11 protein-coding genes are annotated in these 18998 nt (G+C 70.8%); 3 read left to right on the top strand and 8 right to left on the bottom strand.

What is annotated here, in order from left to right:
* The first annotated feature begins 167 nt into the window (after nucleotides 1–167).
* Nucleotides 168–2819 (top strand): aminopeptidase N, encoded by a 2652-nt coding sequence (gene pepN / locus ACFSOX_RS14830; RefSeq protein WP_378478587.1) that lies wholly within the window; start codon nucleotides 168–170, stop codon nucleotides 2817–2819.
* Nucleotides 2820–3028: 209 nt separating this feature from the next.
* Entirely contained in the window at nucleotides 3029–5410 is a 2382-nt protein-coding gene (locus ACFSOX_RS14825; protein ID WP_378478586.1) for a sensor histidine kinase, read from the top strand.
* 93 nt (nucleotides 5411–5503) lie between these two features.
* On the opposite strand, the gene ACFSOX_RS14820 is transcribed toward ACFSOX_RS14825, so the two are convergent.
* The 4 genes from ACFSOX_RS14820 to ACFSOX_RS14805 form a co-directional block, all read right to left on the bottom strand.
* Nucleotides 5504–8452, bottom strand: coding sequence for a bifunctional [glutamine synthetase] adenylyltransferase/[glutamine synthetase]-adenylyl-L-tyrosine phosphorylase (locus tag ACFSOX_RS14820; protein ID WP_378478666.1), 2949 nt, complete (start codon nucleotides 8450–8452; stop codon nucleotides 5504–5506).
* A 31-nt stretch (nucleotides 8453–8483) separates the two neighbouring features.
* Entirely contained in the window at nucleotides 8484–9998 is a 1515-nt protein-coding gene (locus tag ACFSOX_RS14815; protein WP_378478585.1) for a sensor histidine kinase, read from the bottom strand.
* Nucleotides 9999–10136: 138 nt separating this feature from the next.
* Nucleotides 10137–10817: a response regulator transcription factor gene (locus ACFSOX_RS14810; protein WP_378478665.1), complete on the bottom strand. Its 681-nt coding sequence runs from the start codon at nucleotides 10815–10817 to the stop codon at nucleotides 10137–10139.
* A 404-nt stretch (nucleotides 10818–11221) separates the two neighbouring features.
* Nucleotides 11222–12835: a Do family serine endopeptidase gene (locus ACFSOX_RS14805; RefSeq protein ID WP_378478584.1), complete on the bottom strand. Its 1614-nt coding sequence runs from the start codon at nucleotides 12833–12835 to the stop codon at nucleotides 11222–11224.
* 280 nt (nucleotides 12836–13115) lie between these two features.
* Between ACFSOX_RS14805 and corA the strand changes: the two genes are divergently transcribed.
* A complete protein-coding gene (corA, locus tag ACFSOX_RS14800; RefSeq protein ID WP_378478583.1) occupies nucleotides 13116–14165 on the top strand; it encodes a magnesium/cobalt transporter CorA in 1050 nt (349 codons plus the stop codon).
* 121 nt (nucleotides 14166–14286) lie between these two features.
* On the opposite strand, the gene ACFSOX_RS14795 is transcribed toward corA, so the two are convergent.
* The 4 genes from ACFSOX_RS14795 to ccmI are packed head-to-tail and all read right to left on the bottom strand — an operon-like array spanning nucleotide 14287 to nucleotide 18825.
* Entirely contained in the window at nucleotides 14287–14754 is a 468-nt protein-coding gene (locus tag ACFSOX_RS14795) for a cytochrome c-type biogenesis protein (protein ID WP_378478582.1), read from the bottom strand.
* Nucleotides 14755–14759: 5 nt separating this feature from the next.
* The gene (locus ACFSOX_RS14790) at nucleotides 14760–16739 is read right to left on the bottom strand and encodes a heme lyase CcmF/NrfE family subunit (protein WP_378478581.1); all 1980 of its coding nucleotides are present in this window, start codon (nucleotides 16737–16739) and stop codon (nucleotides 14760–14762) included.
* Nucleotides 16736–17263, bottom strand: a complete 528-nt coding sequence (ccmE, locus tag ACFSOX_RS14785; RefSeq protein ID WP_378478580.1) for a cytochrome c maturation protein CcmE — start codon at nucleotides 17261–17263, stop codon at nucleotides 16736–16738. Before ccmE ends, ACFSOX_RS14790 begins: the two co-directional genes overlap by 4 nt.
* The gene (ccmI, locus tag ACFSOX_RS14780) at nucleotides 17260–18825 is read right to left on the bottom strand and encodes a c-type cytochrome biogenesis protein CcmI (RefSeq protein ID WP_378478579.1); all 1566 of its coding nucleotides are present in this window, start codon (nucleotides 18823–18825) and stop codon (nucleotides 17260–17262) included. The genes ccmE and ccmI overlap by 4 nt, the downstream gene beginning before the upstream one ends.
* Nucleotides 18826–18998: the final 173 nt, after the last annotated feature.

The following is an 18998-nucleotide window of genomic DNA, read 5'->3' as shown; positions in this document are numbered from 1 at the left end:
CGTGGCCGGACACGTCGCCGAGAACGCCACTAAACCACAAAGGTCGCATCGCGCAAATCGGATCGACGCCCCCGCCGCTGCGGCGAAATGGCTGCGTCGACGGCGCGAGCGGTTGGAATTCCGGGCTCGTCCGGATTACATGACGGTCGCAGACATCGAGGATCTTCATGCGCACCGAACATGCTCGCCCGATCCGCCTCTCGGACTATCGTGCCCCCGACTGGCTGGTCGACACGGTCCATCTGGATGTCGCGCTGCACCCGAGTCGCACCCGCATCAAGGCCCGCCTCGCGCTCCGCCCCAATCCGTCGGCGCGCGGCCCGGCCCCACTGGTCCTCGACGGCGACGAGTTGACGCCCCTGTCGGTCACCATCGACGGCGCCGCGCTGCCCGCGACCGAGTACGCGGCCGGGCCGGACGGTCTCACCATACCGCAGCCGCCGGCCGGCCCCTTCGTCCTCGAGGTCGAGACCGAGATCGACCCGTCGGCCAACACCAAGCTGATGGGCCTCTATCGGTCGAGCGGCAACTACTGCACCCAGTGCGAGGCCGAGGGCTTCCGTCGCATCACCTACTTTCCCGACCGGCCCGACGTGATGGCCGTCTACACGACCCGCATCGAGGCGGAGCGCGACGAGGCGCCGGTGCTGCTCGGCAACGGCAACCTGGTCGCGCGCGGCGACGTGCCCGGCACCGGCCGGCACTTCGCGGTCTGGCACGACCCCTTCCCGAAGCCCTGCTATCTGTTCGCGCTGGTCGGCGGTCGGCTCGATGTCCGCCGCACGACCTTCACGACGATGTCGGGCCGCTCGGTCGAGCTCGCCGTCTATGTCGAGCCCGGCAAGGCGGATCGCGCCGGCTACGCGCTCGCCGCGCTCGAGCGCTCGATGCGCTGGGACGAGCAGGCGTTCGGCCGCGAGTACGATCTCGACGTCTTCAACATCGTCGCGGTGGCCGACTTCAACATGGGGGCCATGGAAAACAAGGGCCTCAACATCTTCAACGACAAGTACGTGCTCGCCTCGCCCGAGACCGCGACCGACGCCGACTTCGCCCATATCGAGGCGGTGATCGCGCACGAGTACTTCCACAACTGGACCGGCAACCGCATCACCTGCCGCGACTGGTTCCAGCTCTGCCTGAAGGAGGGCCTCACGGTCTTCCGCGACCAGGAGTTCTCCGCCGACATGCGCTCGCGGCCGGTGAAGCGCATCGCCGACGTGCGGGTGCTGCGCGGCCATCAGTTCGTCGAGGACGCGGGGCCGCTCGCCCATCCGGTGCGGCCGGAGACCTATCGCGAGATCAACAATTTCTACACGGCGACCGTCTACGAGAAGGGCGCCGAGGTGGTCCGCATGCTCAAGATCCTGCTCGGACCGGAGACGTTCCGGGCCGGCATGGATCTCTACTTCGCCCGCCACGACGGTCGCGCCGCCACCATCGAGGAGTTCGTCGCCTGCTTCGCCGAGGCGGGCGGAACCGACCTGTCGCAGTTCATGCTCTGGTACGGCCAGGCCGGGACGCCCGAGATCGCGGTGACGCGCCGGCACGATTCGCAAGGCGGCACGCTGGTGCTCGACATCGCCCAGGTGGTCCCCCCGACTCCGGGCCAGCCGGCCAAGTCGCCGATGCAGATCCCGTTGGTGCTCGGCTTCGTCGGGCCGGACGGCCGCGACGTCCCGCTGACGCTGCGCGGGCACGGTCCGCTGGAGCGCGGCGTGCTGGTGCTGACCAAGCCGGCCGAGCGCTTCGTGTTCGACGGGATCACGGTGCCGGTGGTGCCGTCGCTCAATCGCGGCTTCTCGGCGCCGGTGAAGATCAAGGCCGACCTCGGCAGCGACGATCTGCGCTTCCTCGCCACCCACGACTCCGACCCGTTCAATCGCTGGCAGGCCGTGCAGACGCTCGCCTCCGAGATCCTGATCGGCAATGTCGCGGCGATCCGGACCGGCGGCGGGGTGCGCCACGACGGCGGCCTCGTCCACGCGCTCGCCTCGGTGCTGGAAGACGAGCGGCTGGAGCCGGCCTTCGTGGCGCAGGTGCTGTCGATCCCCTCGGAAGGCGACATCGCCCGCGACATCGGTCGCGACGTCGACCCCGAGGCGATCTTCGACGCCCGCCACGCGCTGCGCCGGGCGATCGGCAACGACCTCGCCCCGACGCTGCGGGTTCTCTACGACCGGCTGCGCGACGACGGCCCCTACTCGCCCGACGCCGCGAGCGCCGGACGCCGCGCGCTGCGCAATGTCTGCCTCGATCTCCTGGCGGCGCCCGGCCATGCCGGCGCCGTGGCGCTCGCCGCCGCCCAGTATGCCGAGGCCGACAACATGACCGACCGGATGGCGGCGCTCGGCACGCTCAGCCTGCACGACACGGCCGAGCGCGAGACCGCGCTCGCCGATTTCGCCGAGCGATTCCGCGACGACCCGCTCGTGATCGACAAGTGGTTCGCCCTGCAGGCGATGATTCCGGACCCGAGCACGCTCGCGCGCGTCGAGCGGCTGACCGACCATCCGGCCTTCTCGCTCGGCAATCCGAACCGGGTGCGCGCCCTGCTGGGCTCCTTCGCGCAGGCGAACCACACCCAGTTCAATCGCGCCGACGGCAAGGGCTACGACTTCGTCGCCGGCATGGTGCTGACCCTCGACGGGAAGAACCCGCAGGTCGCGGCGCGGCTGATGACGGCGTTCCGGAGCTGGCGCGCGCTCGAATCCGGACGCCGCGACAAGGCCCGCGCGACGCTCGAGCGGGTCGCCGCGAATCCCTCGTTGTCACGAGATCTCGCCGACATCGTCGAGCGGTCGCTCGGCGAGCGCTGACGGGCCGCCGCCGCGGGCGTCGGGACGCGCCCGCCCCACGCCTACGCGATTCAAATGACTCAGGTTTTCGAAGAGCCCGAAAAGCGGCTCCGAAATCGATTCGGGGACTCTCGACAAATCGTTAATATTCGATTCAAATGCCGCCGTTCGGGGAGATGCGGCACATCCTTCCGACACTTTCTCAGGACTGTTCCGAACGGAGGCTGGCGATGGCGCCCGCTCACGGTGCGAGCGCGTCGGCGAGTACCGATTCCATCAAGGCTCTGGCGCAGAGCGTCGCCAAGCCCGCGTATCGCCGACTGCTGATCGCCGAGCCCGTGCTTCGCCGGGCGGTTCCGGTTCTCATCGTCGTCTTCCTGATCACGATCGCCACGGGCGCCGCGGTGCAGATCCGCGACAATCATCGGCGCGCCGTCGCCGAGGCGGCCGACGAGCTCGAGCTCGTCGCCGCCGTGATGGGAAACCGGCTCGAGACGATCGCCCTGGCGGCGGCGCCGAGCCGTCTGCAGGAGGAGGTGACGGCGGCCATCGGCGCCGACCCGATCCTGCGCGACCGCGACCTCTTCGTCGCCAATGCGGCCGGTGCGGTGATCGCCTCGACGCCACCGGAGCGCGGCCGCGGCCGCCGCATCGCCGAGCTCGCCGTGCCGGTCGCCGGGACGGCGCTGCTCGGGCGCCGCGGCAGCGTGGTCGAGAGCGACCTCGCCGAGGGCGGCCGCGGGCTCGTCACGGTGCGCGACCTCCCCGCCCCGCTCGGCCGGATGCTGCTGATCATGCCGACCGCGAACGCCACCGCCGGATGGCGCTCCGACACGGCCATGACGGTGACGCTCTCGGCCACCACCGGCTTCGTCGTGCTGATTCTCGGCTTCGCCTTCCACTGGCAGGCGATGCGAGCCCGCGAGGCCGACCTGATCCACGACACGGTGCGCCATCGCATCGACACGGCGCTCAACCGCGGCCGCTGCGGCCTGTGGGACTGGGATCTCGCCTCGGGGCGGATCTTCTGGTCGCATTCGATGTTCGCGATTCTCGGCATCGCGTGCCGCGACGAGCTGCTGGAGTTCGAGGATCTGGAGGCACTGGTCAATCCGCAGGACGTCGACCTCGCCGGGCTCGCCGCCCAGATCGCCGAGGGTCAGACCCGGGCGATCGACCGTGCCTTCCGGATGCGTCACGCCAGCGGCGACTGGGTGTGGCTCCGGGTGCGCTGCGAGATCATTCGCCAGGACGACGGCGGCGTGCATCTGATCGGCATCGCGGTCGACATCACCGAGCAGAAGAGCCTGGTCGAGAAGACGGTCGCCGCGGACATCCGCCTGCGCGACGCCATCGAGACAGTTCCGGAAGCCTTCGTGCTGTGGGACGCCGAGAACCGGCTCGTGATGTGCAACTCCAACTTCCAGGAGCTGTACAACCTGTCGGACTCGGCCGTGGTCGCCGGCACCTCCTACGAGGCCGTGCTCGCCGCCGGCAGCCAGCACGTGGTTCGCACCATCGTGGCCGAGAACGGCGCCACGGCCGACGGCCGCACCTTCGAGGCGCAGCTCGACGACGGCCGCTGGCTGCAGATCAGCGAGCGCCGCACCAAGGACGGCGGCTACGTCTCGGTCGGCACCGACATCACCAAGATCAAGCGCCACGAGGAGAAGCTGATCGAGAGCGAGCGGCGCCTGATGGCGACCATCAACGATCTGCGCAACTCCCAGCAGGCGCTGCAGACCCAGGCGCGCCAGCTCTCCGAGCTCGCCGAGAAATACGCCGCCGAGAAGACCCGGGCCGAGGACGCCAATCAGGCCAAGTCGAAGTTCCTCGCCAACATGAGCCACGAGCTGCGAACGCCGCTCAACGCCATCATCGGCTTCTCGGAGATCATGGAGGCGCGGCTGTTCGGCCCGCTCGGCGTCGACCGCTACGACGAGTATTGCCGCGACATCCGCGAGAGCGGCCAGTACCTGCTCGACGTCATCAACGACATCCTCGACATGTCGCGCATCGAGGCGGGGCGGCTCCGCCTCGACTTCGAGCCGGTCGACGCCGACCGCATCCTGGGCGAGGCGATCCGGGTGGTGTCGAAGCGGGCCCACGACAAGGCGCTCACCGTCACCGCGTGCATCGCGCCGGGCATCGGCCTCGTCGCCGACCGCCGCGCCGTCAAGCAGGTGGTGCTCAACCTCCTTTCCAACGCCGTGAAGTTCACGCCGGACGGCGGCGAGGTGCGGGTGCATGGACGGCGCAGCGGCGACGACGTCGTCATCGCCATCGCCGACACCGGCATCGGCATCACGCGCCAGGCGCTGGCCCGGCTCGGCCGGCCGTTCGAGCAGGTCGAGGACCAGTTCACCAAGAGCCACCAGGGATCGGGCCTCGGCCTCGCCATCTCCAAGTCGCTGGTCGAGCTGCACCACGGCTCCATGCGGCTGCGCTCGACGCCCAACAAGGGCACGATCGTGGTGGTGCGGCTGCCGATCGGGGGGACGCGCAAGCCGAGCGCCGGCATCGACGCCCTGCAGGCGGCAGCCCGCCGCTTCGACGCCGCGCTCTACAGCAAGGACCGCGACCCCCCCACGCCGGTGCGCAGCGCCGGGTGAACGGCTCGACGAGACCGCGGCGCGGCTTCGACAGCCATCGCCACATTTCGCTCGTCGCGTTCGCCGGATCGTGGTCCGTGCGGCTCGCCGTCTTCACGGCGCCTCGCCGAGCACCCGCACGAAGCTCGCGCGCACGCGCTCCCGGGTCTCGGCGAGATGCGCCTCCAGGGTGGCGAAGTCGGGCACGTCGGCGGCGCGGGTGAGCAGCGCGAGCAGGCCGGCGCCGGCCTTCTCGGGCTCGAAGGCGCCGGGGAGGCACAGCCGCAACACATGGGTGAGATCGTGATAGAGGCGCGCCGCGGGGCGCAGAACCTCGGCGTCCTCGACCGAGAGGAAGCCGAGCCGAGCGGCCTTCTCCAGCACCCGGATGGTCGAGGTGTCGAGGATCGTCGGCGACTTCGCGGCGTGGACGAGCTGGAGATACTGGGCGACGAACTCGATGTCGACGAGCCCGCCGGCCACGTATTTGAGGTTCCAGCGCTCGCCGTCGCCCTTCTCGGCCGCGATGGCGCGGCGCATCTCGACGACGTCGCCCGCGATGGTCTTCGGGTCGCGCGGCACGCACAGCACGGCGCGGATCGCCTGCTCGACGGCGCGCGCGAAGGCCGGTGACGCCGACACGACGCGGGCGCGGGTCAGCGCCATGTGCTCCCAGGTCCACGCCTCGCTGCGCTGATAGTCGCGGAAGGCGACGAGCGAGGTGGCGACCGGCCCGGAGCGGCCGGACGGCCGCAGCCGCATGTCGACCTCGTAGAGCCGGCCGTGATTGGTCTGGGTGGTGAGCGCATTGATCAGCCGCTGGGTGAAGCGGGCGAAGTACTGACTGCCGTACAGCGAGCGATCGCCGTCGGATTCGGGATGCTGCTCGTCGAAGTCGTAGATCACGATCAGGTCGAGATCGGACGACGCCGTCATCTCGCGGCCGCCGAGCTTGCCCATCGCGAGCACGGCGCTCTCGCCCTTCGGGATGCGGCCGTAGGTCCGCGAGAAGCTCGTCTCGACGGACCGGTGCAGCGTCTCGATGACGACGTCGGCGAGACCGGCGAAGGCGTCACCGGCCTGCACGGCCGACACGGTGCCCGAGAGGATGCGGGCGCCGATCAGGAACATGTGCTCCTGGCCGAACAGCCGCACGCGGTCGAGGAAGTCCTCGTCGGAGCGCGCCTGGGCGAGCGAGCGCTGAAGCTCCTCGTCGAGCCGCGCCGCGTCGGGCAGCGCACCGAAGAAGGCCGGGTCGATCAGCGGGTCCATCACCTGCGGATGCGCCGCGAGAATGTCGGCGAGGCGCGGCGCGGTGCCGAGCAGCAACCCGACCAGCGCGACCAGATCGGGATTCTGGTTGAGCAGCGCGAACAGCCGCGCGCCGCCGTGCAGCCCGTTGAGAAAATGATCGAAGGCGAGCACGGCGCCGTCGGGATTCTCGGCCGCCGCGAGCTGATCGAGCAGCATCGGCACGAGCTGGGCGAAGTGGCTGCGCGCCGCCTCGCCCCGCAGACCCCGCGGCGCGCCGGAGAGCCAGCGCCGCACCGTCGTCGACACCTCGAGCGGGGTGCGGAACCCCATGGCGCCGAGCTTGTCGAGCGTCTCCTTGTCGTCGCGGTCGGGCGGGAAGGCGAGGCCGCGCTGCTCGGCGGCGCGCAGCGCGGCATGCTCGAACAGCGCGCCGTAATGGCGCTGCACGACGTTCAGCTCGGCGAGCAGCGCGTGCGCGAAGGCGTCGCGGCTCTCGTAACCGAGGAAGCGGGCGAAGCGCTCCAGCGCCGGCCGGTCGGAGGGCAGGTTGTGGGTCTGCTCGTCGGCGACCATCTGCAGCCGGTGCTCGACCTCGCGCAGGAACCGGTAGGCACAGGCGAGCTCGGTCGCCGCCTCCGGCGCGATCCAGCCGCCCTCGGCGAGCGCGGTCAGCATCTCCAGCGTCTCGCGGCCGCGCAGGCCGGGATTGCGGCCGCCGGCGATGAGCTGCTGGGTCTGCACGAAGAACTCGATCTCGCGGATGCCGCCGCGGCCGAGCTTGACGTTGTGACCCTCGACCGCGATGTCGCCGTGCCCCTTGTAGGCGTGGATCTGGCGCTTCATCGCGTGCACGTCGGCGAGCGTCGCGAAGTCGAGATACTTGCGCCAGACGAACGGCGTGAGCTCCTTCAGCACGAGGCCGCCGAGGGCGAGGTCACCGGCGACCGGCCGCGCTTTGATGAAGGCGGCGCGCTCCCAGTTCTGGCCGACGCTCTCGTAGTAGTCGAGCGCCGCCGGCACCGAGACGGCGACCTGGGTCGACGCCGGATCCGGCCGCAGGCGCAGGTCGACGCGGAACACGTAGCCGTCGCCGTTGCGCTCCTGCAGCAGCTTGATGAGGGTGCGGGTCATCCGCACGAATTGCGGACCCGGCTCGATGTCCGGGGCGAGCGGCGCCGCCGGGTCGTAGAAGACGATCAGGTCGATGTCGCTCGAATAGTTGAGCTCGTGCGCGCCGCCCTTGCCCATGGCGAAGACGACGTAACCGCAATGCTCCTCGATGTGGTCGGGATCGCGCGGCACCAGCTTGCCGGCCCGCATGGCGGAGAGCAGCAGGTGGCGCACCGCCGCCCTCACGGCCGTGTCGGCGAGGTCGCTCAGCGCCCGCGTCACCCGCTCCAGCTTCCACACCCCGCCGATGTCGGCGAGCGCGATCAAGAGCGCCGCCTCGGCCTTGAGGCGCCGCAGGAGCCGCATCACCTCGGCGTCGTCGCGGCCCTGCGCCACGGCGCGGAACGTCTCCGACATGCGCTCGCGCAGATGCGCGTCCGGATCGGACCCGAGCAGCCGGACGAAGCCGGCCGGGTCGCGCCGGACCAGCTCCCACAGGAACGGCGAGCCGTCGGCCAGCGCCTCGGTCAGTGCCCGGACCAGCGGATGCGCCGCGGCGACCGCCGCGAAGGCGGCGCCGGCCTCGCCCGTCTCGGCGATCCAGTCGTCGACGGCGGTCCGGGCGGCCTCGGCATCGACCAGGAGGGGGACGCGCACGAGGCGCTCCGCGAGCGTCGCCGGTTGCACGTCCACGGCCATCGCTGCCGGCTGGTTCGCCACGGAAGATCCTTCAGGCGGGCTGCGCACGAGGGAGGGACAGGACGACCCGAAGACCCGGCGCATTGTCTTCCAGCCGCAGTTCCCCTCCATGAAGCCGCGCGATCGCGGATGCAAGGCTCAATCCGAGCCCGGAGCCAGGCTTGGAGCGGCTCTTCTCGAGCCGAACGAAGCGTTCGAGCACCCGGGAGCGGTCCTCCGCCGCAATTCCGGGCCCGCGATCGGCGACCGAGATCTCGACGCGTTCGCCGACCGCGGCGGCGACGACCACGACGTCGGCGGGGGGTGGCGGAAACATCGGCGGCACCGCGGTCGGAGCCTCGACCAGCAGCGTCGCCCCATGCTCCGGTTCGCCGGCACCCGTCGCGACCGGGAGCCCGGCCGGCGGTGCCGCCGCGGCCCGGTCCGCGGCGTCCGCCTCGGCGGCGTACTTGATGGCGTTGTCGATCAGGTTGGCCAGCGCCTGGCCGATCAGCTCACGATTGGCGCATACCGGCGCCGCCTCGGCCGCCTCGACCCGCAGGGCCAGCCCCTTCTCCTCGGCGAGCGGCTCGTACAGCTCGCCGACGTCCCGGGCGATCGCGGCCGCGTCGAACACCACCATGTCGGCGCGCGGCTCCCCGGACTCGGCCCGGGCGATCATCAGGAGGCTCTCGAAGGTGCGGATCAGCCCGTCGGACTCCTCGATCACCGCCTCCAACGTCTGCCGGTAGTCGGCTTCGCTCGCGGCATGGCGCAGCGCCGCCTCGCTGCGGTTGCGCAGCCGGGTGAGCGGCGTCTTGAGGTCGTGGGCGACGTTGTCGGTGACCTCCTTCAGCCCGCGCAGCAGCGTCTCGATGCGCTCCAGCATGGTGTTGAGGCTGGTCGCCAGACGGTCGAGCTCGTCGCCCGAGCCGGCGACCGGGAGCCGCCCGGCGAGGTCGCCCGCCATGATGACGCGCGCCGTGTCGGTCATCGCGTCGATCCGGCGCAACACCCGGCGGCTGACGAAGACGCCGCCGACGAGACCGAGAACCACGACGATCGCCACCGACCAGCGCCCCGCCGTCGCGACGATACGGAACAGGTGCTCGCGCTCGGCGAGGTCGCGACCGACCAGGAGGCGGAAGCCGCCGGGCAGCTCGGTCACCTTGACGAGCGCCGTGTGCTCGCCGCCGTCGGGCTCCTCCAGCCGCCGGTAGCTCGTCTCGACCCAGCCGGACCGCTCGATCACGCCCGCCTCCAGCGAGGCGACGTTGCCGGCGATGCCGCCGCCGTTCGGCGTCGTCACGAGATAGAGGCTGGAGCCGGGCTGGTTGCCACGACTCTCGACGATGAAGACGAGCCGGCGCAGGCCGGCGGTCTCGTATTGGCGGGTGAGTTCGTCCGTCTCGGTCTCGACCGTGCGGACGATCTGCTCGTTCATCAGCCGCCGGGTGTTGAGGGCGAAATAGCCGAGCAGGAACGCGGCGAACAGCGCCATCACCAGAAGATACAGAAGGGTGAGGCGGAAGACCGTGGTCTTGAGGAGCTTAGCGAGGCTTGTCATGTCCGGCCGCAGCCATCGTTCGATGTCAGTCCGGGCCGGCGCATCGCGCCGGACCCGGAATCCAGCCACATCCTCGGAGCGTGCCGCTGGATTCCGGGTTCGCACCTTCGGTGCGCCCCGGAATGACCGACGGGCCGCTTAGCCGGATGCCGCGTCACGGATCATGTATCCGGCCCCGCGGACCGTGTGGAGGAGCGGCTGCGCGAACCCCTTGTCGATCTTGCCGCGCAGGCGCGAGACGTGCACGTCGATCACGTTGGTCTGGGGATCGAAGTGATAGTCCCACACGTTCTCCAGCAGCATGGTGCGGGTGACCACCTGGCCGGCGTGCTTCATCAGGTATTCGAGCAGGCGGAACTCGCGCGGCTGCAGGGCGATCTCCTCCTTGCCGCGGGTGACCCGATGCGACAGGCGATCGAGCTCGAGATCGCCGACCCGGTAGACGGTCTCCTCGCGGCCGCCGTGGCGCCGCGCCAGCACCTCGATGCGGGCGAGCAGCTCGGCGAACGAGTAGGGCTTCGCGAGGTAGTCGTCGCCGCCGGCGCGCAGCCCCTTGACGCGATCGTCGACGGCACCGAGCGCCGACAGGATCAGGGCCGGCACCGTGATGCCCTTGGCGCGCAGCGCGCCGATGACCGAGAGGCCGTCGCGCTTGGGCAGCATCCGGTCGACGATCAGGACGTCGTAGGCCTCGTGGCCGGCGAGCGCCAGACCCTCCTCGCCGTCGGCGGCATGGTCCGCCACATGGCCGACCTCGCGCAGCGCCTTGACCAGATAGTCGGCGGCGTCGCGATCGTCTTCGATGATCAACAGGCGCATGGCGAGAACCTTGGCGTCGGCCGCGACGGCCCCCGCCTCGGACGGCGGCTCGACGGCCGGCATCCGCGACATCGACGACGTGGATACGGACGACACGGGAACCGACGGCATGGCCGCCTCCATCCGGAGAAGTAGCGAGCCCCCGACGCCATGACAACCACACCGGGGATCGGATTCGCCCGATTTTGACGTCCGGGCAGCGCGGAAAGGGGACGACGGCGCACCGCCGTCCCCTCCACCGACGGCCCAGCGGGGCGAGGATATGCCGGAACCGTCGACCGCAGCGGGGCGGGCGGGCCCGACCCGGTTCGCGAAGACAGACGGGACGGCCGAGACCGTCCCGTGTTCGGGGGCTGCCGGGCCGGGGCGACTCGAGGACCGACGGCAGCGCCCCGAGGCGGCGGTCAGCCCTTGGCCAGGGGCACCGCGACGAAGCGGGTGTTCTGGCCGGTCTTGACGCGCATCAGGACGGTCTTCTTGCCGCCCGTCTGGGCCTCGCCGAGCGCCTTGCGGACGTCGGCCGGGGAGCTCACGGTCATGCCGCCGACGTCGAGGATGACGTCGCCGGTCTTCAGCCGATCGCCGGCCGCACCGTCGGGATCGACCTGGGTGACGACCACGCCCTCGCTGCCGCCGCCGGCGACCGCGCCGGCCGGGGCGAGCGTCAGGCCGAGCCGCGGCACCTTCGTGTCGCCGCTGCGGCCGGCGCGCTCGCCGTCGCCGTCGCCGCGCGAGGCGAGCCGCTGTTCCTTGGGCAGCTCGCCGAGCGTCAGGCTCAGCGTCTCGGTCTTGCCGTTGCGGAAGACGTCGAGCTTCACGGTGGTGCCAGGCGCCATCATGCCGATGGTGCGGGCGAGGTTCTTGGAGTCCTTCACGGGCTCGCCGTTGACGGCCGTGATCACGTCACCGGACTTGATGCCGGCCTTGGCGGCCGGGCTGCCGGCCTGCGGCTCGGCGACCAGCGCGCCCTGGTCGGTCTTGAGGCCGAGGCTGTCGGCGATGTCGTCGGTGACCGACTGGATCTGCACACCGATCCAGCCGCGCGACACCTTGCCCTTGTCCTTGAGCTGGGCGACCACCGAGCGGACCGTGTCGGCGGGGATCGCGAAGGCGATGCCGACCGAGCCGCCGGACGGCGAGAAGATCGCCGTGTTGACGCCGATCACGTTGCCGTCCATGTCGAAGGTCGGGCCGCCCGAGTTGCCGCGATTGACCGGCGCGTCGATCTGCAGGAAGTCGTCGTAGGGGCCGGCGCCGATGTCGCGGCCGCGGGCCGAGACGATGCCGGCCGTGACGGTGCCGCCGAGTCCGAACGGATTGCCGACGGCCAGCACCCAGTCGCCGATGCGCGGCGCCTTGTCGCCGAGCGCGACCGCCGGGAAGTCGGTGCGGCCCTCGACCTTGATCAGCGCGAGATCGGTGCGCGGATCGGTGCCGATCACCTTGGCCGTGTAGGTCTTGCCGTCGTCGGTGGTCACCTGGACGCTCTCGGCCTTGTCGACCACGTGGTTGTTGGTGACGGCGTAGCCGTCCGGCGTGATGAAGAAGCCGGAGCCCTGGCCGGTCGAGTACTGCCGGCGGCGCGGGTTCTGCGGCTGGTCCGGCAGGCCGTTCTGCCCCTCGCCGAAGCGGCGGAAGAAGAACTCGAAGGGCGAGCCCTGGCCGAACGGATCCTCGCCCCGGGTGCCGATGCGCGGCCGGTCCTCGCTGACCTTGACCTTCACCGAGATCACGGCCGGCTTCACCTTGTCGACGATGTCGGCGAACCCGGCGGGGCGCTGCGTGTTCTGGGCGTAGGCGGGGGCGAGCAGCGCCGAGTGGCGGTTGCCGGGCACGAAATCGGGATTGACGAAGAGCACGCCGGCGCCGAGCGCGCCGACCGTCGCGAGCAGCGCGAGGCGCCGCGCCGACACCAGGCTGCGCAGCTTGCCGGTCCGGGATTCGGTCTCGTTCATCGAAGGCTCCATCTTCAGGTCGTTCGGCATCATGTCGTTCGGCGTCATATCGTTCGTGATCATGTCGTTCGGCTCGTTCGGCGGCGCGAACCGCATCACCGTCGTCGGAGAAGATGGAGATCGCCGGATTACCGCGTGCTGACCGCCGGATTAAAACTCGGTAATCTGCGAGAAAAACAAAATATATTGTCTTTCAACTACTTGGCCAAGAACAAGGCCTCCCTCGAAGGTGCGACTTGGCGGCGGTGCCGGGCCGGGTTACATCGACGCCCATCCGCCGGCGGGTTGGCCTTCCCGCCGCGACACATCGCGGCTGTCGGCGGCCGGGCCGCGGAGACCGAGCATGACTGAGATCCTGCCGGACCGGCGCGACGCGCCCACGACTGCCGCGCTCACCCCGCCGCATCGGCCCGACGGCGACATCCACGGCCTGGTCAACGCGGTCGTCTATCGGGCCGGCCGGCGGCTCGCCGACATTCCGGTCGAGGAGGCCGGGAGCTGGGCGAAGCGCCCCGATCACGTCGTCTGGATCGGCCTGTACGAGCCCGACCACGCGCTGCTCGCCACCGTCCAGCGACAGTTCGCCCTCCACCCGCTCGCCATCGAGGACGCCGAGAAGGCGCATCAGCAGCCCAAGCTCGAGCAGTACGGCGACACGCTGTTCGTCGTCGCCCGCACGGCCCAGATGGTCGACGGCCGCGTCGCCTTCGGCGAGACGCACCTGTTCGTCGGCCACGGCTACGTGGTGAGCGTGCGTCACGGCGCCTCGCGCTCCTATGCCGACATCAGGCGGCGCTGCGAGGCCTCGCCCGACATGCTGATCCAGGGCGAGGACTACATCCTCTATGCGGTGCTCGACTTCATCGTCGACAACTACGCCCCGGTGCTGGAGGCGATCACCGAGGAGGTCGAGCGCATCGAGGACCGGGTGCTGGAGAACAGCCTCGGCACCGAGGCGATCGAGCGGCTCTACACGCTGCGCCGCGACCTTTTGAGGCTGCGCAACGCCGCCGGCCCGCTGGTCGACGTGTGCCAGCGACTGGAGCACTCCAAGCTCACCGCCATCGACCCGAACCTGCAGCCGCTCTTCCGCGACGTCACCGACCACATCAAGCGCACCCAGTCGGAGATCGACACGCTGCGCGAGGTGCTCGCCTTCGCGTTCGAGGCCGGCCTGATGGTCGGGCAGATGCAGCAGACCGTGATCACGCGGCGGCTCGCCGCCTGGGCCGCCATCCTCGCGGTGCCGACCGCGGTCGCAGGCATCTACGGCATGAACTTCAAGCACATGCCGGAGCTGGAATGGGAATGGGGCTACTACGTCGTGGTCGCCGCCATCCTCACCGCCTGCGGCGGGCTGTTCTGGTGGTTCCGGCGGGTGGGTTGGCTGTAGTGTGTAGGGTGGGCAAAGCAAAGCGTGCCCACCAACGACCGCCACGCGCGACTCACGACCGCTTCTGACGACCGCGTGGGCACGGCGCTCGCGCGCCTTTGCCCACCCTACGGCGGCGGCCCTATCCCTTCGTCAGCTCGGCGAGCTTCTTCTTCTCCTCGTCGCTGAGCGGGGCGGCGACGGCCATCTCGGCGGCGTCGCGGCGGCGGTGCAGCATCACGCCGAAGCCGATCGCGCCGGCGAGCAGGATCAGGGCGGGCGCGATCCACAGGATCGCGGTCTGCAGCGAGAAGCGCGGCTTCAAGAGCACGAACTCGCCGTAGCGGGCGACCAGATAGTCGATCACTTGGGCATTGCTGTCGCCCTTCTCGATCCGCTCGCGCACCAGGAGGCGCAGATCGCGGGCGAGCCCGGCGTCGGAATCGTCGATCGACTGGTTCTGGCAGACCAGGCAACGCAGGTGCTGCGAGATGTCGCGCGCCCGCTGCTCCTGCGCCGGATCCTTGAGCATCTCGTCGGGTTGCACGGCGAGGGCCGGCGCCGCAATCAGCAGCGCGAGAACGACCAGAAGCGGCAGACGTTTCTTCATCGCGGTCACTCCGCCGGCTGGGCGGCGAGCCTCGCCTTGGAGGGGCGCGGCGCGCCGACGCGCAGGCGGCGGTCCGACAGCGACAGGCCGCCGCCGATCGACATCACGATGGTGCCGATCCAGATCAGGAGCACCAGCGGCTTGTCGTAGGCGCGCACGGCGACCGAGCCGTCCGGGTTGAGGTCGCCGAGCGAGACGTAGAGCTGGCCGACGCCGTGGCGCATCAGCGCGGCCTCGGTGGTCGCCATCTCGCGATGCGTGAAGGCGCGCTTGGCGGGCGAGAGCGTCGCGATCTTCACGCCGCCCTCGCGCACCGAGAAGCGCACCGACAGCTCGCGGTAGTTCGGACCCTCGCGCTGATCGAGCCCGTCGAACACCAGCTCGTAGCGCCCGACGGTGGCGACATCGCCGGCCTTCATCGCCGTGATGCGCTCGATGTTCCACTGGGATTCGCCGACGATGCCGAGCAGCATCACGCCGAGCCCGGCATGGCCGAGCGCGGTGCCCCAGGCCGAGCGCGGCAGGCCGACGGCCCGCCGCCACGTCGTGCCGATCGGCAGGCGGAACAGGCCGATGCGCTCGGCGACGTCGGTCGCGGCGCCCATGATCACGAACGCGGCGAGGCCGATGCCGAGCGGCGCCAGCACGGGTCCGCCCTGCACCGCGAACGTGATCACGAGCGCCAGCACGGCGACGGCCGCGGCGGCGACCAGCCGCTGCGCGACGCCCAAGAGGTCGCCGCGCTTCCAGGCGAGCAGCGGGCCGAACGGCACGGCGATCAGCAGCGGCACCATCAGGGGGCGGAAGGTCATGTTGAAGAACGGCGCGCCCACCGAGATCTTCGCCCCCGTCAGCGCCTCCAGCGCCAGCGGATAGAGCGTGCCGACGAACACGGTGGCGCAGGCCGTGGTGAGGAACAGGTTGTTGAAGACCAGCGAGCCCTCGCGCGACACCGGCGCGAACAGGCCGCCCTGCCGCAGCATCGGGGCGCGCCAGGCGAACAGCGTCAACGAGCCGCCGATGAAGACGACCAGGATGCCGAGGATGAAGACGCCGCGCGTCGGATCGGTGGCGAAGGAGTGCACCGAGGTGAGTACGCCCGAGCGCACCAGGAACGTGCCCATCAACGACAGCGAGAAGGTGAGGATGGCGAGCAGAATCGTCCACACCTTCAGGGCGTCGCGCTTCTCCATCACCAGCGCCGAATGAAGGAGCGCCGTCCCGGCGAGCCACGGCATCAGCGAGGCGTTCTCGACCGGATCCCAGAACCACCAGCCGCCCCAGCCGAGCTCGTAATAAGCCCAATAGGAGCCCATCGCGATGCCGAGCGTGAGGAAGATCCATGCGATCAGGATCCACGGGCGCACGAAGCGCGCCCACGCCGCGTCGATGCGGCCGATCAGCAGCGCCCCGGCCGCGAACGAGAAGGCGACCGAGAAGCCGACATAGCCCACGTAGAGGAGCGGCGGATGGATCGCGAGGCCGATGTCCTGGAGAATCGGGTTGAGGTCGCGGCCCTCGAAAGGCGGCTGGGCGAGGCGGGCGAATGGATTCGAGGTGAGCAGGATGAACAGGTAGAACGCGACCGCGACGATCGCCTGGACGGAGAGCACGGCGGCGTGCAGCACGGCCGGCACGTTGCGGCCGAGCGCCGCGAGCAGCGCCCCGAACAGCGCGAGGATCAGCACCCACAGGAGCATCGAGCCCTCGTGGTTCCCCCACACGCTGGTGACCTTGTAGACGAGCGGCATGGTCGAGTGCGAGTTCGCCGCGACGTTCTCGACCGAGAAGTCGGAGACCACGTAGCTCGCGGTGAGCGCCGCGAAGGCGAGCGCGACGAACCCGAACTGGACCACCGCGGTCGGTGTCGCCACCGCCATGAGCGCGTCGTCGCCGGTCTTCACGCCGACCAGCGGGACGATCGCCTGGGCGAGCGCCAGCGCCAGCGCCAGCACGAGAGCGTAGTGACCGAGCTCCGGGATCATCGCGTCGCGGCTCCCGTGGCGGCGGGCGTCGCCACCGACGACTGCGGCCCGGGTGCCGCGGCCGGCGCGGCGGCGGGCGCCTTGCCCTTGTCGTAGTCGGCCTGCCAGTGGCCCTGCTTCTTGAGCGCGTCGGCGACCTCGCGCGGCATGTATTTCTCGTCGTGCTTGGCGAGCACGCTGTCGGCCTTGACGCCGGAGCCGTCGAGCACACCCTCGGCGATCACGCCCTGCCCTTCGCGGAACAGATCCGGCAGGATGCCCTTGTAGGCGACCGCGATGGTGTTGGCGCCGTCGGTCACCTGGAAGCGCACCGCCAGATTCTCGCCGAGCTCCACCGAGCCGGGAGCGACGAGGCCGCCGATGCGCAGCCGCGTGCCGGGCTGCACCTTCTTCTCGACGACGTCGGTCGGCGAGTTGAAAAACACGATCGAGTCGGTGAGCGCGTTGAGGACGAGGCCGACCGCCACGGCCAGCACGGCGACACCGCCGGCGATCAGGGCGAAACGACGCTGCTTGCGGGTCATTGCAGGACTCCGGAACCGGACGCGGGTCGCGGCTCGGAAATCCCGAGCTCCTTCGCGACGGCATCGATGCGAGCGAGTTTTTCAGGCGCGCCGGCGAGCGCTCTTCGCGCGTCGGCGGCGGCGGCGGTCGCGCGCTCGCGCTCGCCGAGCGCGACGTGGGTGCGCACCAGGCGCAGCCAGCCGTCGACGTCGCTGCCGTCGGCCGCGAGCTTCTTGGCGAGGCGCTCGATCAGGCCCCGCATGGTCTCGTCGTAGTCGGCGCCGCCGCCGGCCGAGGCGGACTGCTCGCCGGCGGCCGGGCCGGAGCCGGACGCAGTGCCCGGCCGGGCCGGCGCCGGCAGCGACGGCAGCGCGATGCCGGTCCCCTGCGCCGGCGCGCCGACGCGCGGGCCGGCCGGGGACACAGGGGCCGCCGGCGTGGTCGAGGCGCCTGCATCGAGCCGCAACGGCTTCGCTTCGGCCTCCAACCGGACCAGCCGGTCGGGCATGCCGGCGAGCGCCCGGCGGGCGTCGGCGAGCGCCGCGCGGGCCCGGTCGAGATCGCGCATCACCATGTGGGAGCGGATCAGCCGCAGCCAGCCGTCGACGTCGGAGCCGTCCTTCTCGAGGCGGGCGGCGAGCTGGGCGAGCATGCCGCGCACCATCGCCTTCTGGTCTTCGGTCAGGGCCTGCGGCACGTCGTCGGGAACGCCGCCCGGCGCCGCGACGTTGCCGCGATCGAGCTGCGACAGCGCCGTCTTGACGAAGCCGGTCCACGGCGCGTCGGCCGGTGCCCGGGCCAGCAGCCCCTGCCAGATCGTGCGCGCCTCGTCGGGCCGGCCGGCCTGCTGGGCGGCGAGGCCGAGATAATAGGCGGCGGAGACGTGCTCGCGGTCGATCACCAGGGCGCGCTCGAACTGCGCCTTGGCGGCCGGCGTCACGATGCCGCCGGCCTGGCCGGTCAGCGCCTCGCCGAGATCGGCCACCCGGTCGCCGGTCTCGCCGAGCAGCCGGATGGCGTTGCGATACGCCTTCACGGCGTCGTCGAAGCGCTCGAGCCGCATATAGGCCGGCGCCAGCACGGCCCAGCCGCGCCCGTCCTCGGGATTGCTGCGCAGATGCGCCTCGACCTTCGGCACCATGGCGACCATGGCGGCGTTCTGGTCGGTCTCGCCGCTCTTGCCGGCATGCAGGCGGGCGAGCCGCTCGGCGAGCGGCTGCGCCGGCATCTCGGGCGATCCGGTGACCAGGTACCAGCCGAGCCCGGCGAGCGGCAGCGCGACCAGCACGGCGGCCGACGCCTTGCGCGCCGCGGACGCGCCGCCGGACGGCGACGCCGGGCGCGCGCTCGCGGCCGCCGCGGCGGCGGCGATCAGCCGGCGCGACACCTCGACCCGGGCGGCCTCGGCCTCGGCCGGACCGATGGCGCCGAGGGAGAGGTCGCGCTCGATCTCGTCGAGCTGGTCACGGTAGACGGCGGCATCGTCGCCGCCGCGCCCGGGTCCGGTGCGGCGGACGAGCGGCCACAGCGCGGCGCCGAGCGCCGCCGCCGTCATCAGCGCGAGCAATAAGGAGAGCGTCATGGGCGAGACCCTAACCGGTGGCCCCGTCATTGACCATGACGCCCCCGGTCGCAACCTTGGGAAATGTCAAAGCCCCGTGACGCAGGCGGCAGCCCGATAGGGTGACGGTTCGGGAAAATTATGGCCGGGCGCAGGACGCGCGTCCGAGACGGTGCCACGGGACGGGGTTCGTG

The sequence above is a fragment of the Rhodoplanes azumiensis genome (assembly GCF_042682915.1).
GTDB lineage: Bacteria > Pseudomonadota > Alphaproteobacteria > Rhizobiales > Xanthobacteraceae > Rhodoplanes > Rhodoplanes azumiensis.
This window is presented reverse-complemented; position numbering and strand designations above follow the sequence as displayed.

Coding starts and splice junctions, on each gene's coding strand:
- ACFSOX_RS14820 (WP_378478666.1), bottom strand. CDS start 8,452: ATGGCCGTGGACGTGCAACCGGCGACGCTCGCGGAGCGCCTCGTGCGC.
- ACFSOX_RS14810 (WP_378478665.1), bottom strand. CDS start 10,817: ATGCGCCTGTTGATCATCGAAGACGATCGCGACGCCGCCGACTATCTG.
- ACFSOX_RS14790 (WP_378478581.1), bottom strand. CDS start 16,739: ATGATCCCGGAGCTCGGTCACTACGCTCTCGTGCTGGCGCTGGCGCTG.
- ACFSOX_RS14825 (WP_378478586.1), top strand. CDS start 3,029: ATGGCGCCCGCTCACGGTGCGAGCGCGTCGGCGAGTACCGATTCCATC.
- corA (WP_378478583.1), top strand. CDS start 13,116: ATGACTGAGATCCTGCCGGACCGGCGCGACGCGCCCACGACTGCCGCG.
- ccmI (WP_378478579.1), bottom strand. CDS start 18,825: ATGACGCTCTCCTTATTGCTCGCGCTGATGACGGCGGCGGCGCTCGGC.
- ccmE (WP_378478580.1), bottom strand. CDS start 17,263: ATGACCCGCAAGCAGCGTCGTTTCGCCCTGATCGCCGGCGGTGTCGCC.
- ACFSOX_RS14815 (WP_378478585.1), bottom strand. CDS start 9,998: ATGACAAGCCTCGCTAAGCTCCTCAAGACCACGGTCTTCCGCCTCACC.
- pepN (WP_378478587.1), top strand. CDS start 168: ATGCGCACCGAACATGCTCGCCCGATCCGCCTCTCGGACTATCGTGCC.
- ACFSOX_RS14795 (WP_378478582.1), bottom strand. CDS start 14,754: ATGAAGAAACGTCTGCCGCTTCTGGTCGTTCTCGCGCTGCTGATTGCG.
- ACFSOX_RS14805 (WP_378478584.1), bottom strand. CDS start 12,835: ATGATCACGAACGATATGACGCCGAACGACATGATGCCGAACGACCTG.